The organism is Kitasatospora sp. NPDC127035 (genome assembly GCF_042726075.1).
Lineage (GTDB): Bacteria > Actinomycetota > Actinomycetes > Streptomycetales > Streptomycetaceae > Kitasatospora.
On sequence record NZ_JBHXDN010000059.1, the window covers coordinates 1 to 14,942 of the forward strand.

At 73.4% G+C, this 14,942-nt stretch carries 9 protein-coding genes and 1 pseudogene; 3 read left to right on the forward strand and 7 right to left on the reverse strand.

Annotated features, from left to right (window positions below; all coding sequences use genetic code 11):
- Nucleotides 1-348: 348 nt before the first annotated feature.
- From ACFWIC_RS30845 to ACFWIC_RS30860, 4 genes are all read right to left on the reverse strand, one after another.
- On the reverse strand, nt 349-1,038 hold the full coding sequence (locus ACFWIC_RS30845) for a nucleoside/nucleotide kinase family protein (protein WP_329883741.1): 690 nt from the start codon (nt 1,036-1,038) through the stop codon (nt 349-351).
- A gap of 50 nt (nt 1,039-1,088) precedes the next feature.
- A complete protein-coding gene (locus tag ACFWIC_RS30850; RefSeq protein ID WP_380520534.1) occupies nt 1,089-2,060 on the reverse strand; it encodes an LD-carboxypeptidase in 972 nt (323 codons plus the stop codon).
- Between the two features lie 93 nt (nt 2,061-2,153).
- Complete coding sequence (gene trpS, locus ACFWIC_RS30855) at nt 2,154-3,305, reverse strand: tryptophan--tRNA ligase (protein WP_380520535.1); 1,152 nt, start codon at nt 3,303-3,305, stop codon at nt 2,154-2,156.
- A 92-nt stretch (nt 3,306-3,397) separates the two neighbouring features.
- Nucleotides 3,398-5,014, reverse strand: a complete 1,617-nt coding sequence (locus tag ACFWIC_RS30860) for an APC family permease (protein ID WP_380520536.1) — start codon at nt 5,012-5,014, stop codon at nt 3,398-3,400.
- Nucleotides 5,015-5,293: 279 nt separating this feature from the next.
- Between ACFWIC_RS30860 and ACFWIC_RS30865 the strand changes: the two genes are divergently transcribed.
- Together ACFWIC_RS30865 and ACFWIC_RS30870 are read left to right on the forward strand one after the other, a co-directional pair.
- The gene (locus tag ACFWIC_RS30865) at nt 5,294-6,415 is read left to right on the forward strand and encodes an iron-siderophore ABC transporter substrate-binding protein (protein ID WP_355409170.1); all 1,122 of its coding nucleotides are present in this window, start codon (nt 5,294-5,296) and stop codon (nt 6,413-6,415) included.
- A gap of 203 nt (nt 6,416-6,618) precedes the next feature.
- Nucleotides 6,619-7,842: a hypothetical protein gene (locus ACFWIC_RS30870; RefSeq protein ID WP_380520537.1), complete on the forward strand. Its 1,224-nt coding sequence runs from the start codon at nt 6,619-6,621 to the stop codon at nt 7,840-7,842.
- 16 nt (nt 7,843-7,858) lie between these two features.
- Here ACFWIC_RS30870 and ACFWIC_RS30875 read toward each other — a convergent pair whose 3' ends face one another.
- Nucleotides 7,859-8,395 carry an NUDIX domain-containing protein gene (locus ACFWIC_RS30875; RefSeq protein ID WP_329883735.1) on the reverse strand — a complete coding sequence of 179 codons (537 nt, stop codon included), beginning with the start codon at nt 8,393-8,395 and terminating at the stop codon, nt 7,859-7,861.
- A gap of 159 nt (nt 8,396-8,554) precedes the next feature.
- On the opposite strand from ACFWIC_RS30875, the gene ACFWIC_RS30880 reads away from it, so the two are divergent.
- Entirely contained in the window at nt 8,555-9,565 is a 1,011-nt protein-coding gene (locus ACFWIC_RS30880; RefSeq protein WP_380520538.1) for an ATP-grasp domain-containing protein, read from the forward strand.
- A 95-nt stretch (nt 9,566-9,660) separates the two neighbouring features.
- Here the strand turns inward: ACFWIC_RS30880 and ACFWIC_RS30885 are convergent, their stop codons facing one another.
- Together ACFWIC_RS30885 and ACFWIC_RS30890 are read right to left on the reverse strand one after the other, a co-directional pair.
- Nucleotides 9,661-13,578, reverse strand: coding sequence for an ABC transporter transmembrane domain-containing protein (locus tag ACFWIC_RS30885; protein WP_380520560.1), 3,918 nt, complete (start codon nt 13,576-13,578; stop codon nt 9,661-9,663).
- A gap of 642 nt (nt 13,579-14,220) precedes the next feature.
- A pseudogene (locus tag ACFWIC_RS30890) lies at nt 14,221-14,856 on the reverse strand (TetR/AcrR family transcriptional regulator); the annotation flags it as partial.
- Nucleotides 14,857-14,942 lie beyond the last annotated feature (86 nt).

A 14,942-nucleotide genomic window follows, 5' to 3' on the forward strand; every position in this document is an offset into this window, starting at 1 on the left:
CTTCCTTCAGGCGGCTTTCACACCGGCCCTCCGGGCGCTTCGTTCTTTCGTGTTTCCAGCTTACCAGACGTTTTCCGCTCCGTTTCCGGCGCTTCGTTCATCCAACTCGCTGGTGTCTTCTGCGGCTTGACGCCCCGTCCGACGTTTCAAACTCTAGCCGAACCCCGCTCCGAAAAGCGAATCCGGCCGCAATCCCCAGAAATGGGCACGCCTAATAAACCCTGGCCGGAACGCATCGAAACAAAGACGACACGACTCGGCCCGAATCAGGAAGAGGTGGTGTTTCAGAGGATTGGCCACTCCGGGACCGTCCGCGCTGATGCGTGTCCGGTTCTCCCTGCCGAGCGACTAGAGAACACTACGCCCGATCTGCTCCGAAGGCAAACCCGTCCCCCGGACGACGCGTGTGCAGAGCGGACGCCCGGTCTTTACGTACTCGCCGTTGGGGTGGTCGTTGGTGGTGACCCAGTGGCGGGCGGCGGCCTCGTCGCGGCCGGCGTCGCGGTGGCGGTCGAGGAGACGCCGCTCGCGCTCGGCGTCGTCGGTGTCCACGTACCAGAGTTCGTGGAGCAGCCCGCGGGCCTCCGGCCAGGGGTGGTCGCCGGCGGCGAGGTAGTTCCCCTCGGTGACGACCAGGCGGGTGTGCGGTCGGACGACGTGGCGGGCCGCCACCGGCTCGTCCAGGCCGCGGTCGAAGTCGGGGACGTAGATGTCCTGGAAGCGCTCGGTGGTGACCCGGCGCAGCAGGGCGACGTACCCGTGGGCGTCGAAGGTGGCCGGCGCACCCTTGCGGTGGCCCAGGCCCAGGCGGTCGAGCTGGGCACCGGAGAGGTGGAACCCGTCGAGCGGGAGGTAGGCCGCGCTGCCCGGACCCTCACGGCGTTCGACCTCGGCGACCAGGTGCCGGGCCAGGGTGGACTTGCCGGCACCGGGCGGGCCGGACAGTCCGAGGATGGCGCGCGGGTGACTGCCCGGACCGTGCAGGAGGCCGAGGGCGAGAGCGGTGAGGCTGTCCGCTGTGGGGCTGTCCGCGTTCATGGGCGCACCCTACTCACCCGTCCGTGGCGCAGTCTCCGCCTTCCTCGGCGTCAGCGGTCGAGGGGCGGCCGTTCGGCGAGGGCGGGCAGTTCCAGGGTGAGCGTGCCGGTATCGGCGTCGAGCAGCGCGGGCACGCCGAGGGGGACCGTCAGGGTCGACGGGCAGTGGCCGAAGCCCAGCTCCCAGAGGACCGGTACGCCCAGCGGGCCGAGCCGGTCGAGCATGACGTCGCGGACGCGGTCGAGCGGTCCGCAGCCCTCCCAGGAGCCGAGGGCGATTCCGGCGACGCCCTCGAAGGCACCCGAGCGCAGGAACTGGGTGAGGATCCGGTCCAGCTGGTAGGGGTGCTCGTTGACGTCCTCCAGGATCAGGATGTTCCCGGCGAACGAGGGGCGGGCGGCGGGCGTGCCGCGCTCGGCGGCGAGCACGTGGGTGCAGCCGCCCGCGGTGATGCCGCGGGCCCGGCCCGGAACGAGCGGACCGGCGCCGGGGGCGGTGACGACCGTGGTGGCCGCGGGGTCGAAGAGGGTGCGGCGCAGGTGCTCGGCGGTCGGGCCGTCGGTGATGAAGGAGGCCGTGGCGCTCATCGGACCGTAGAGGGTGGCGAGGCCGAGGCGCCGGGCGAAGGCCTCGTGCAGGGAGGTGACGTCGCTGAAGCCGATCAGCACCTTGGGCCGGACGGCCCGCATGGCCTCCCAGTCCAGCAGGTCGACGATGCGGTGGACCCCGTAGCCGCCTCGGGCGCAGATGACGGCGTCGACGGTGGGGTCGAGCCAGGCGTTCTGCAGGTCGGCGGCGCGGTCGGCGTCGGTGCCGGCCAGGTGACCGAGGACGGGGTGGGTGTCGAGGACGTGCGGCGCGACGGTGACCCGCAGCCCCCAGGACCGCAGGAGTGCGCTGCCGGCGGTGAGCCGCTGCGGATCGACGGGGCCGCTGGGGGCGACCACCACGACGTGGTCCCCGGGGCGGAGCTGCGGCGGACGGGTCAGGCCTCGGCCCGGCGTGGTCGGGAACTGGTCCATGGCCTGGCTCCTTCCGGGGTGGGGGCGGGGAGGGTGTCGTGCTCTCGGGGCGGCCCCGGCGGAGCCACCCCGAGAGGTTATGCCCTCACGCCTTCACACCGACCCCATCACGGTCCTGACCTCGTCGAGGGTGGCGTCGGCGACGGCATTGGCGCGCTCGGCGCCGTCACGCAGGACCTGCCGGAGGTGGCCGCGGTCGGCGGCGAGCGCGGCGCGGCGGGCGCGGATCGGGCGGAGGTGTTCGTTGACGGCCTCGGTCACGGTGCGCTTGAGCGCGGCGGCGCCGCCGTCGCCGATCTCCTCGGCGATCTCCTCCGGCGCCCGGTCCCGGCAGAGGGCGGCGAGCAGGACGAGGCCCGAGACCCCGGGGCGGGTGACCGGGTCGTAGGTGATCCGGCGGTCGGCGTCGGTCCGGGCTCCCTTGATCAGGCGGGCGGTGGTGTCCTCGTCGGCGGAGAGCGGGACGGCGTTGCCGCGGCTCTTGCTCATCTTGCCGCCGTCGGTGCCGAGCAGCAGCGGGGTGTCGGAGAGGAGGGGGCGGGGCGTGGGGAAGACGGCGCTGCCGTCGGCGTGCGGGTAGCGCTCGTTGAAGCGGCGGGCGACGGTGCGGGCGACCTCCAGGTGGGGCAGCTGGTCCTGTCCGACGGGGACGAGGTCGGCCTTGCAGAAGAGGATGTCGGCGGCCTGGTGGACGGGGTAGGTGAACATGAGCCCGTTGACGGCGGACTGGTCGGAGTGTGCGATCTCGTCCTTGACCGTGGGGTTGCGGCTCAGCTCGGCGACGCTGACCAGGCTGAGGAACGGCAGCAGCAGTTGGTTGAGGGCGGGGACCGCGCTGTGCGCGAAGATCGTGGCGCGCTCGGGGTCGAGGCCGGTGGCGAGGTAGTCGAGGACGAGGTTCTCGGTGTGCTCGGCGAGCCGGTCGGCGGTGTCCCGGTCGGTGATGACCTGGTAGTCGGCGATGACGACGAACATCTCGGCGCCCCGGCGCTGGAGGCGGACCCGGTTGCGCAGGGTGCCGAAGTAGTGGCCGAGGTGGAGCGGGCCGGTGGGGCGGTCACCGGTCAGGACGCGGTGGGCGCCCGGTTCGGGGGCGGTGCTCCCGTCGAGGGCGGGAGCGGGGCCGGGGGCGGCGGAACCGGTGGTGGGAACTGCGGTGGTCACGGGTTTCTCCTCGGTGCGGCGTGATGCGGCCGTCCGGGGCTCCGGGCCCGTCCCGTCGAGAAACGCGACAGGGCCGTCCATCCCGGACGGCCCTGGTCAGGCGTGGCTGGTGGCCGTCCTAGGACGGCCACCAGTCGAGACCTGCGAAGCGCTTCATGCGTTCGAGGATAGCGTCAGTCCTCCACGACGAGGGCGGGCGTGTCCTTGCGCAGCGTCTCGCCGCGGAAGAACTCCGGCCGGTACGCGCCGTACGAGAACATCAGCACCGCGCCGAGCAGCAGGATGCCGACGCCGATGACGAACACCGAGCCGATGCCGAACACGGCGCCGCTGCCGTACTCCGGGTCCCAGGCGTCGGTGAGGGTCTGCAGGAAGACGGCGGCGAGCAGCACGCCGCCGAGCAGCGGGGCGACTCCCTTGACCAGGAGGTCGCGCGGACCGTTGCGGAGCGAGCGGCGGAAGTACCAGACGCAGGCGAAGGCGGTCAGCGCGTAGTAGAAGCAGATCATCAGGCCGAGGGCCAGGATGGTGTCCTGGACGACGTTCTCGCTGATCACGCTCATGCCGACGTAGAAGGCGGCGGTGGCGACGCCGGCCGCGACCGTGGCGTAGCCGGGGGTGCGGAAGCGCGGGTGGACGGTGCCGAAGCGCGGCGGGACGGCCCGGTAGGCGCTCATGGCCAGCAGGGTGCGGGCGACCGGGATGAACGTGGTCTGCAGGCTCGCGGCCGCACTGGCGACGACGGCGAGGAACAGCAGGATGCTCCACGGCGAGCCGAGCACCGGGCGGGCCAGGGCGGCGAAGACGTTGTCGGCGGTGTCCGGGTTGCCCAGACCGGTACCGGCGGCGCCGACGCCGGCGAACATCTGGGAGGCGATCGCGACCAGCAGGTACGAGCCGACCAGGGTCACCATCGAGATCATCGCGGCCCGGCCCGGGGTCTTGGCGCTGCCGCTGGTCTCCTCGTTCATGGTGAGGCAGGTGTCCCAGCCCCAGTACATGAAGATCGACAGCGAGAGGCCCGCGGTGAACGCGCTGAACGAGCTGACTTCCAGCGGGTTGAGCCAGGAGGCGGAGAAGCCGATCGAGTCCGGCAGGTCACCGGCCGCGGCCTTGGCGACGGCGATGCCGGCGAAGAGGAGCAGCACCGCGAGCTGGAGGCCGACCAGGCTGTACTGGAACCACTTGGTGGCGGTCATGCCCCGGTAGCTCATCGCGGTGGCGGCGGCGATCAGGACGACCACCGTGAGCAGGTGGGCGGCCTTGTTGTCGTTCAGCTCCGCGACCGCGCTGTTGCCGGTCATCTCGCCGAGCATCAGGTAGAGGAAGTCGGTCGCCACGCCGGCCAGGTTGGAGAGCACGATGATGGTGGCCACCGTCAGGCCCCAGCCGGCCATCCAGCCGACCCGCGGGCCGAAGGCCTTGACCGTCCAGGTGAAGGACGTTCCGCAGTCCGGGAAGTCCTTGTTCAGCTCCTTGTACGCGAACGCGACGAGCAGCATCGGCAGGAAGCCGGCCAGGAACACCGCGGGCATCTGGACGCCGACGGCGGTCACGGTGGGACCGAGCGTCGCCGTGAGGCAGTAGACCGGGGCGACCGTCGAGATGCCCAGGACCACGCTGCCCAGCAGGCCGACCGAGTTGCCCCGTAGGCCCTTGTCCCCCGTTGCCCCCGCCGCCCCCGGGTCGGGGGCTCCACCACTGGCGCCACTGACCGGGGCACCCTGCGGAGCGGTGGGCGCCGTTGCCCGTCCGCTGCTTCCGTGCTCTGAGAGCTGCTGATCGACCACCAGCGCACCCTAGGTGGGGGTACCGAAGGTTGAGTAGGCCAACCCCTGGTGATCTGAGCCACTCCCTTCGATTCACCAGGGCGTGGCATCCGATGCCGCCCGATACATGGGACACAGGGGCGTGTACCTTTATTTCTAAGGGTTGTTACCGAATTGATTTGCCTCTTATGTCACGGTTTGAGATGTTCTTCCGCCGCCCGAAAGGGGTTCGGGCGGGAGGAATCGGGGCCTTCGGATAGGTTTGCCTCACCTAATCCCCCGACCTCGAAGGAGCGCCGCGTGGCCCCCACCTCCGGCAACCAGACCGTCGTCCCCCGCCCCTCCCGCCGGAAGCTGCTCACCGTGGGCCTCACCGGCAGCGCCGTGCTCGGCCTCGGCGGGCTGCTCACCGCCTGCGGCAGCTCCGGGGGCTCCGGAGACGGCTCGGGCGGCGGCGCGGCAGGGGGCGGCGCGAAGCCGTCCGGCGGCTCCTCCCCGGACCAGAAGTCGGTCAAGCAGGGCGGCGACGACTACGCCACCGTGATCGAGAAGATGAAGAGCTTCGGCACCGACGCCGCCCCCGGCGTCTACCCGCGGACCGTCCGCCACGCGATGGGCGAGACGGTCGTCCCCGCCAAGCCCGTCCGGGTCGTCGTACTGGACACCGGCGAGCTCGACAACGTCGTCTCGCTCGGCATCCAGCCGGTCGGCGTGGTCCACACCGACGGTTCCAAGACCATGCCGTCCTACCTCAAGGCCAAGGCCGGCAGCCCCGCCGCCGTGGGCACCATCAACAGCCTCAACCTGGAGGCCATCGCCGAGCTCAAGCCCGACCTGATCCTCGGCAGCCAGCTGCGCGCCCAGGACCAGTACGCACAGCTCTCGAAGATCGCCCCGACCGTCTTCTCGCTGCGCCCCGGCTACCCCTGGAAGCAGAACTTCCTGCTCAACGCGAGCCCGTTCGGCCTGGAGGCGGAGGCCAGGGCCCAGCTGGACGCCTACCAGGCCGCCGCCGCCGCGATCGGCTCCGGTCTCGGCGACAAGCGGCCCACGATCACGCCGCTGCGCTTCATGCCGGGCAAGATCCGGCTGTACGCGGAGCTGTCCTTCATCGGCACCATCCTCGGTGACATCGGGCTGCCGCAGCCCGGGATCGAGCAGGTCAAGGAACTCGCGGTGGAGATCAGCCCCGAGCAGATCGACAAGGCCGACGCCGACTGGATCTTCTACGGCGTCTACGGCTCGCCCAGCTCCACCAACCAGGACGCGGTCCTCGGCGGCGCGCTCTGGAAGACCCTCGGCGCGGTCAAGTCCGGCCAGGCCCGGCCGGTCTCCGACGAGACCTGGTTCCTCGGCCTCGGTGTGGCCGCGGCCAACGTCGTCCTGACCGAGCTGAAGGGCTTCGTCGCACCCGGGGCCTGAGCCCCGGACCCCGCTTCCGGCGGCCGACGGCAGGGGCCGGCCCCTGCCGTCCCGGCCCGTCCGACCGGCGCCTGACGTGCCGTCATGGTGCCGTGCGGGCGGGCCGGGACGGCGTCCTCGCCCGCAGCGGACGGAAAGGCGCTTGGAGCTGGTCGCAGGGTGCGGGAGGATCATCCGGACCGTACCCCGAAGGGCCCGTGCCGATGACCACGCTCGACCAGACCACCGCCGACCGCTCCCCGACCGACGCGCCAGCGCGTACGGCCGGCGAGCGGCCCCTGACCGCAGCACCGGCATCGCCGCGACCCACCGTGGAGGGCGGTGCCACGCGCTGCTCGATCGCGGCGGCGGGCACGGACTGCGCACCGGTCGGTGGCACCGGGGCCGGAGCCGCCCGGGACGGCTCGGTGCCGCGGCCGCGCGGCGGGGCGGCCGACGACGACGGGTCCGGCGCCGGCGGCTCCGGCCGGGGCGGCCCCGCCGGTGAGGGGGCGCCGGCGACCCGGGTCCGGACCGGACCGGGCGAGCGTCCGCAGGCCGCGCAGGGGCAGGTGCCCGCGCCGGACGGCCCCGCCGTCACCCACCGCCGACCGGCGGAGGCGGACCGCACGCCGCCGGCCGAGGAGTACGGCCACGACCGCACCGGCGCGGGTCACCCGGACGTTCCCCACCCGGACGTTCCCCATCCGGACATTCCCCACCCGGCCGGGACGGACGCGACCGGGACGGAAGCCGTCACCGCGGAAGGCGTCGGGAGGGGCGCCTCCGGGACGGGTACCTCCGGGACGGACCGGACCGGGGCGCAGCCCGTCGGGACGGGCGGCGTGGTGTTCGTCCGGCTCCAGCAGCCGCCGACGGTCGAGGACCGGACCGTCCCCGTGCTGCGCGCGGCCCAGGAGGAGCTGCGGACCGCCGTCACCCGGCGCCCTTCGCCCTCCCGCCGGCTGCGTCGGATGCACCCGCAGACAGCCGGTGCGGGCCCGGCGCGGACGAACCGCGCGAGGGCCCGGCAGGCGACGGACCTCCCGACCGCCACCGGCGACGCCGGGTCCACCGGTGAGTCCGCTCCACCGGCGCCCGCCGCCGAAACGCCGCTGGGCATCCTGATCGGCGGCACCCCGAACCTGCCGGAGACCGCCGGCCGCCCCGAGGAACGGCCGACCCTCCGGGCCTCGGCGGAACTGGTCCGTCTCGGTCGCGGGACCTGCCTGGTGATCCTGCCCGCGTGGCGGCCCGCCATCGCCGTCTCGGTACCGACCGAGCACCTGCTGGCGGCCACCGGGCTCGCCTACGAGCAGCTGGCCGACACGCCGCTCTCCGTCGTGATCAACCCCGGTGCCCTCCACGACCGGGAGCTGGAACTCCGGGAGTGGCAAGCCGGTCCGACCGGGCGGCAGGGCCGACGCGGCGGGCGTCGACAGCCCTGACCGGAGCCCCGCAGGCTCAGCTGACGACCGACCCGGCGTTCGGGACGTAGCCGAGGTCGACCGGCTCCGGTTCCCGCCGGTCGGCGAGCCAGCCCTCCCGCACGGCCGACAGCAGCTCGGGAAGCCGCGGCGGCCAGAGCGCGTCGGCGTTCTCGTCGGCGAGATCGGCCGGGGTCCACCAGCGCCAGTCGAGGATCATGTCGGCGGCGTGCATCGCGCTGACGTCACCGACGGGGCCCCGGTGCGGGCCGCTCGTGAGGTAGATGTGCTCGTGCTGGCGGACGGGAGTGCCGTGCCAGGTGAAGTCGTGCTCCCAGGTGCAGAGCAGCGGGCCGGGTTCGAGGTCGGTCCAGCCGGTCTCCTCCCACAGCTCGCGCCGCGCGCCCGTGTGCGGCGTCTCACCGGGCTCGATGCCGCCGCCCGGCATGGTCCAGTGCACGCCGACCTCGCTGTTGTCCGAGCGGAGGAGGAAGACCGAACCCTGCTCGTCCAGGACCACCGTACGGGCCGCGCGTCGCGGGGTCCTTCTCACGTTTCGCCACAGGTTTCGCATCGGGTCACTCTCGCAGCGGGCCCGGTCGGCCGTCGAGCGGATTGTCCGGCGCCGGCCCGACGCCGGCCCGGCCCGGGACGAGCCCGTTCGGCCCGTCGACCGGGCGGCGGTGGGGTGTTGACGGGCCGACGAACAGTCGGCGCACGTAGCCTGGCGCCCATGCCCGCACCCGCGTTCCTCCTCCCGGCCGACCCGCTCGACCCGCGCCGCCCCGATCCGCACTTCGCCTGGGAGGCGCGGCTGCTGCGCGGGCTGGGCGGCGAGCACCATCTCGTCGACCACGACGCCCTGCTCGCCGGTGACGCCCGGGCGGCGGTGGGCCGGGTGCCCGGAGGCCTCGGCCCGTTCTGGTACCGGGGGTGGATGCTGCCCGCCGACCGCTACGCCACCTTCGCCACCGCCCTGGCCGAGCGCGGCGCCCATCTGCTGACCAGCCCGCCCGGGTACGCCTCTGCGCACGAACTTCCGGGCTGGTACCGCGTGTTCGAGGGAGCGACGCCGACCAGCGTCTGGCTGCCTGCCTCGGCGTCGGTGCCGCCGGGGCCCGAGCAGTTGGCGGCGGCCGTCGCACGGCTCGGCGGGCGCGGTCCGGCGATCGTCAAGGACTACGTGAAGTCACGCAAGCACGAGTGGCACGAAGCCTGCTACGTCCCCGAGTTGGCGGACCTTCCGGGGGTGGCCCGGGTGGTGGACCGGTTCGTGGAGCTGCAGGGCGAGTTCCTGGCCGGGGGTGTGGTGCTGCGGCGGTACGAGGAGTTCGCCCGGGCCTCGACGGACCGACCGGACGACCGGGATGACGGACCGTCGGGCGGGGGCGGCGACGGCGCGGATCCGGTCGGGGACGCGGGTGCCGTCGGGGACGCGGATGCGGACGGCCCGCGTGGCGAGGGCGGCAGGGGCCGCGCGGTGGAGGCCCGGGTGTGGTGGCTGGACGGAGAGCCCGTACTGGTCGGGCCGCATCCCGACACGCCCGGCTGCGCGGCCGACCCTGACCTCGACGTGGTCCGGCCCCTGGTGCGGGCCCTCGGCTGCCGTTTCGTCACCACCGACCTCGCCCACCGGGCCGACGGTTCCGGCTGGCGCGTGGTCGAGGTCGGTGACGGGCAGGTGAGCGACCTGCCCCGGGGGGTCGACGCGTCCGGGCTGCTGGTCGCGCTGCTCGCGGCCTGAGGACGGCGCGGACGCCGCCCGGACGCGCCCCGCCCGGACCGGGCGGCAGGGCCCCGGTCCGGGCGATGGCCCTGCCTCCCGTCCGGACCGGACTGCTAGCCGACGGCCGTACCGGGCACCGGCGCCGGACGGCCCTCCTGAAGGCCGTCTCGAAGGCCCTCCTGAAGGCCGTCGTGAAGGTCCTGCCCGTGGTGCCTGTCGGCGACGAACGCCTGCCAGAGCCGGGTGTACACGCCGCCGAGGGCGAGCAGCTCGGCGTGCGTGCCGTCCTCGACCACCCGGCCGTGGTCCAGCACGACGACCCGGTCGGCGCGTTCGGCGGTGGTCAGGCGGTGCGCGATGACGAGCGCGGTACGGCCGCCGCTGAGCCGGTCCGCGGCGTGGTTCACCGCGGCCTCGGTGGCCAGGTCGAGCGCCGCGGTCGCCTCGTCCAGCAGCAGGATGTCCGGGCCGACCAGCTCCGCCCGGGCCAGCGCGATCAGCTGGCGCTGCCCCGCCGAGAGGTTCCGTCCGCGGCCGGTGACCTCGTGGTCGTAGCCGTCCGTCAACCGGAGGATCATCTCGTGCGCGCCGACGGCCCGGGCCGCCGCCTCCACCTCGGACGCCGGGGCCGTGGGCCGGCCGTACGCGATCGCCTCGCGCACCGTCCCGGCGAAGAGGTACGCCTCCTGCGGCACCACGCCGAGCCGGTGGCGGTACTGCGCCAGGTCGTACCGGGTCAGGTCGACGCCGTCCACCCGGACCGTGCCGGCCGTCGCGTCGTAGAACCGGGCGACCAGCTTGACCAGGGTCGACTTGCCGGCCCCCGTCTCGCCGACGAGCGCCACCGTCTGGCCGGCGGGGATCCGCAGATTCACGCCGGAGAGGACGTCCGGGGCACCGTCCGCGCCGCCGTTGTAGGCGAAGCCGACGCCGTCGAACTCGATCTCGCCGCGGAGCCCGTCCGGGACCGGCACCGGGTCGGCCGCCTGCGCGGTGCTGGTCGGGGTGCGCAGCAGCTCGCGGATCCGGCCCAGGCCCACGGCCGCCTGCTGGTAGCCGTCGAACACCTGGGAGAGCTGGTTGACCGGCGCGAAGAAGAGGTCGATGTAGAGCAGGTACGCCACCAGGGCGCCGACGGTCAGCGTCCCCGACTCGACCCGCGACGCACCGACGATCAGCACCAGCGCGGCGGCCACGCTGGAGAGGAACTGGACGAACGGGAAGTACAGCGAGATGTAGAACTGGGCCCGCACCCGGGCCTCCCGGTAGGCCATGCCCCGGGCGACGAACCGGTCGGTGTTGGTGTCCAGCCGGCGGAACGCCTGGACGATCCGCATGCCCGCCACGTTCTCCTGGAGATCAGCGTTGACGGTGCTGATCAGGTCCCGGGAGATCTCGTACTGGGCCTTGGACTTCCTGCGGAAGACCAGGGTCGCGACGATCAGCAGCGGCAGCACCGCGAAGACCACCAGGGCCAGCCCGGCGTCGATGACCAGCAGGGCGGCGAAGATGCCGAGGAACGTCAGCAGGCTGACCACGGCCGTGACCACGCCGGTCTGGAGGAACGAGGTGAGCGAGTCGAGGTCGGTGGTCATCCGGGTCATGATCCGGCCGGAGAGCTCGCGCTCGTAGTAGTCCAGGCCGAGCCGGTTGAGGTGGGCGAAGATCTTGAGCCGCAGGGTGTAGAGCACCCGCTCGCCGGTCCGGCCGCTGACCCGGCTCTCGGCGCCCTGGACCAGCCAGTCCAGCAGGACGATCGCCAGCGCGGTGAGTGCGGCGACCGCGACGCCGGACAGCATCGCCTTGCTGACGCCGTCGTCGATGCCGTGGCGGATCAGGATCGGCAGGACCAGCCCGGCCCCCGCGTCCAGGGTGACCAGCAGCAGGGCGAGGGCGAGCGGGGCGCGGAAGGGGCGGAGCAGGCGGCGGAGGGAGAAGTCCGGGTCGCCGGTCTCGGCCTCGCTCCGGGACACCGCAGGGGTGTCGGTGGCCGGCGGGAGGGCGGCGACCCGGGCCACCAGATCGGGGGCCGCGGTGCGGGCCGCCTTGGTCAGGGCCGGGGTGGGCATCGCGGGGGCCTCGGTCCGAGGCCGGTCGTCGGCGTCGGCGTCGGGTACGGCTTCGGCTCGCGTCCCGGCCTCGGTCCGGGCCTCGGCAGGCTCAGCCACGGCGCTGGTACCGACGGCCTCGGCGGTCTGCGGTGTTCCGGGAGCCTCCGGTGCGGCGGTCGCGGTCGCGGACGCGGACGCGGTCCGGCCGGCCTCGGGGTCGGAGATCAGGGCTCGGTACTGGGGACATCGGGCGTCGAGTTCCTCGTGCGTCCCGATGTCCAGCAGACGGCCGTGCTCCAGGATCGCGATCCGGTCGGCCAGCTGGAGGGTGGAGCGTCGGTGGGCGATCAGCAGGGTGGTCCGGCCCGCCATCACCGAACGCAGCGCGTCGTGGATCTCGGCCTCGATCTGCGGATCGACCGCCGAGGTGGCGTCGTCCAGCAGCAGGATGCGCGGGTCGGTGAGGATCGCGCGGGCCAGGGCGATCCGCTGGCGCTGGCCGCCGGAGAGGGTGAGCCCCTGCTCGCCGACCTTGGTCTCGTAACCGGCGGGCAGCTGTCGGACGAACTCGTCCGCCTGGGCCGCCCGGGCGGCGGCCACGACCTGCTCGTCGGTGGCGTCCGGCCGGCCGTAGGCGATGTTGGTACGGACCGTCTCGGAGAAGAGGAAGCTCTCCTCGGGCACGATGCCGACGGCCGCCCGGACCGAGTCGAGCGTCAGGTCCCGCAGGTCGTGGCCGTAGAGGCGGACGGCGCCGGCCGCCGGGTCGTAGAACCTCGGCACCAGCTGCGCCACCGTGGACTTGCCGGAGCCCGACGCGCCGACCAGCGCCAGCGTCTCGCCGGGGGCGAGCCTGAGGCTGAGCCCGTGCAGGACGGGTGCCGGGTGCTCGGGGTCGTAACGGAACTCGACCCCGTCGAACTCCAGAGCCACGTCGGCGGCGCGGGGGCCGACGGCGGGCGGGCCGCCGGCCGTCCCTGCGACGGCGCTCCCGGGGGCCGCGGCCTCCGCGGTGAGGTCGAGGGTGACCGCGTCCGGCCGCTCGCGGACCAGCGGGCGCTCGTCGACCAGCTGGAGCACCCGCTCGACGCCCGCCCTGGCCTGCTGGCCGACCGTGATGACCATGGTCAGCATCCGCACCGGACCGGTCATCTGCGCCACGTACGTGGAGAAGGCGACGAAGGTGCCGAGCGTGACACGGCCGTCGACCGCCAGCCAGCCGCCGAAGGCCAGCACGGCGACCTGGGCCAGCGCCGGGATCGCCTGCATCGCCGGGTTGTAGCGGCTGTTCAGTCGGATCGAGCGCAGCCGGGCCGCGAAGAGGCGGCGCGAGGCCGTCTCCAGCTTGTCCAGCTCCTGGGCCTCCTGCCCGAAGCCCTTGACCACCCGCACGCCGCCGATCGCCTCGTCGACCACGCCCGCGACGGCGGCCGCCTCCTGCTGGGCGGCCCAGGTGGACGGGAACAGCCGCTTCCGGCTGAGCACCGAGATCCACCAGAGCAACGGGCCCATCACCAGGGCGATCAGGGTGAGCGGAGGCGAGAGCCAGATCATCACGCCCAACGACATGACGAACATGACCAGGTAGCCGGTCATCATGGGCAGCATCGAGAGCAGCCCGTTGATCAGCTGGAGGTCGGAGGTGGCGCGGCCGACCACCTGCCCGGTGTCCAGCCGGTCCTGCCGGTGGCCGTCCAGCCGGCCGAGCGAGCGGAAGAGGTCGCTGCGCATGTCGTGCTGGACGTCCAGGGCCAGCTGCCCGCCGTAGTAGCGGCGCACCTGTGTGCAGCCGAACACCACGGCGGCGGCCAGCAGCAGGACGCCCGCCCACGGTGCCAGCGAGCGGGTGTGCGAGGTGATGACGTCGTCGATGATCAGCTTGGTGACCAGCGGCACCAGGGCGGTGACGGCCATGCCGACGAGCGAGGCGCCGAAGGCCAGCAGCACGCTGCGCCGCGACCGCCAGCAGTAGCCGAGCAGCCGCCGGAGCCAACCCTGCCCCTCGGCGTGCTCCGCGCCGGCGGGGCGGTCGGGACCGCCCGGTCCTTCGTCCGGGCCGGGGGCCGGGTTCGGCCCGGCGTTCCCGGTGCCGTTCGACGTGCTCGTGTCGCCCCGTGCGCCGCCGGTCGTGCCGGCCGCGCCCCGGGAGCCGGTTCGGGTGCCGCTCGGGGAAAGCTCCACCGTAGATCCGTGAGTCTCAGGCATATTTAGGGATGCTAACCATTCCGTCGGGTGGCCGCCATGGATTTCAGGCCGGGGCGAGCCGGGATTCCCGGCCCGGCGGAGGAACCAACAGCCCGCAACCTGCGGTGATTCCCGCGTCGGCCCGCCCTCCGCGCCCTCTACCAGGGTCGCCGACCGCGCGCGGAATGCCCACCTCCCGCCGACGCAGCGGGCGCACCGCCATTGGTCCTAGGGCTGTCGGCCGACCCCGACGACACGAGTCGGAGCTCAGTCCTGCGGCACGACGGTGTCGGCGACGGGCGCGGCGGCGGCAACGGGAGCGGTGTCGGCGACGGGCGCGGCGGCGGTGGTCGTGGCGGCGTCGGCGGGCGTGTCCGCCGATGCGGGCGCGACGACGGCGGAATCGGCACTCTCGTGGCCGCCGGTGGCCGCGACGGCGCCTGCGGCGACCGCTCCGGCGGCGGCCGCGAAGGCGCCGTGCGCGAGGCTGTGCAGCAGCGCGGCCATCGCGTCGCGCTGGAGTCCGGCCCGCTCGTCCTGGGCGGGGTTCGGGCCGAGGCTGTGCGGGGTCGAGTTGATCAGCCCGAAGACGGCGTGCACGGCCGCGCGGGCGACCGGCTCCGCCGCCGGGGCCGCGAGCGACGGGTAGGCCTGGCGGACCACGTCCACCCAGAGCTCCACGTAGCCGCGCTGGAGCCGGCGGACCGTCCGGCGGTCCTCCGTCCGGAGGTTCAGCAGCTCCCGGTCGTGCAGGGTGATCAGGTCGCGGTCGTCGAGCGCGAAGTCCACGTGCCTGCCGATCAGCGCGTCCAGTGCCGCGGCCGGACCGTCACTGCCACCCGCTCGGCGGCGCCCTTCCTCAAGGAGTCGCTCGCTGATGCCGATCAGCAGGTCGGCGAGCATCGCGTCCTTGCCCGCGAAGTGCCGGTAGAGCCCGGGGCCGCTGATGCCGACGGCCCTGCCGATCTCGTCCACCCCGACACCGAGGAAGCCGCGGGCGGCGAACAGCCTCGCGGCCTCCTTCCGGATCTGGTCGCGGCGCGGGAGCCCTGAGGCGGATGGGGCGTTCGACATGAGGCCCATCGTAGACAGTGGGGTTATCGGTCGTTAACCTGGGCGACAGAAGTTAACGTTCATTAACGTGTGGGGGCCGCAGGCTC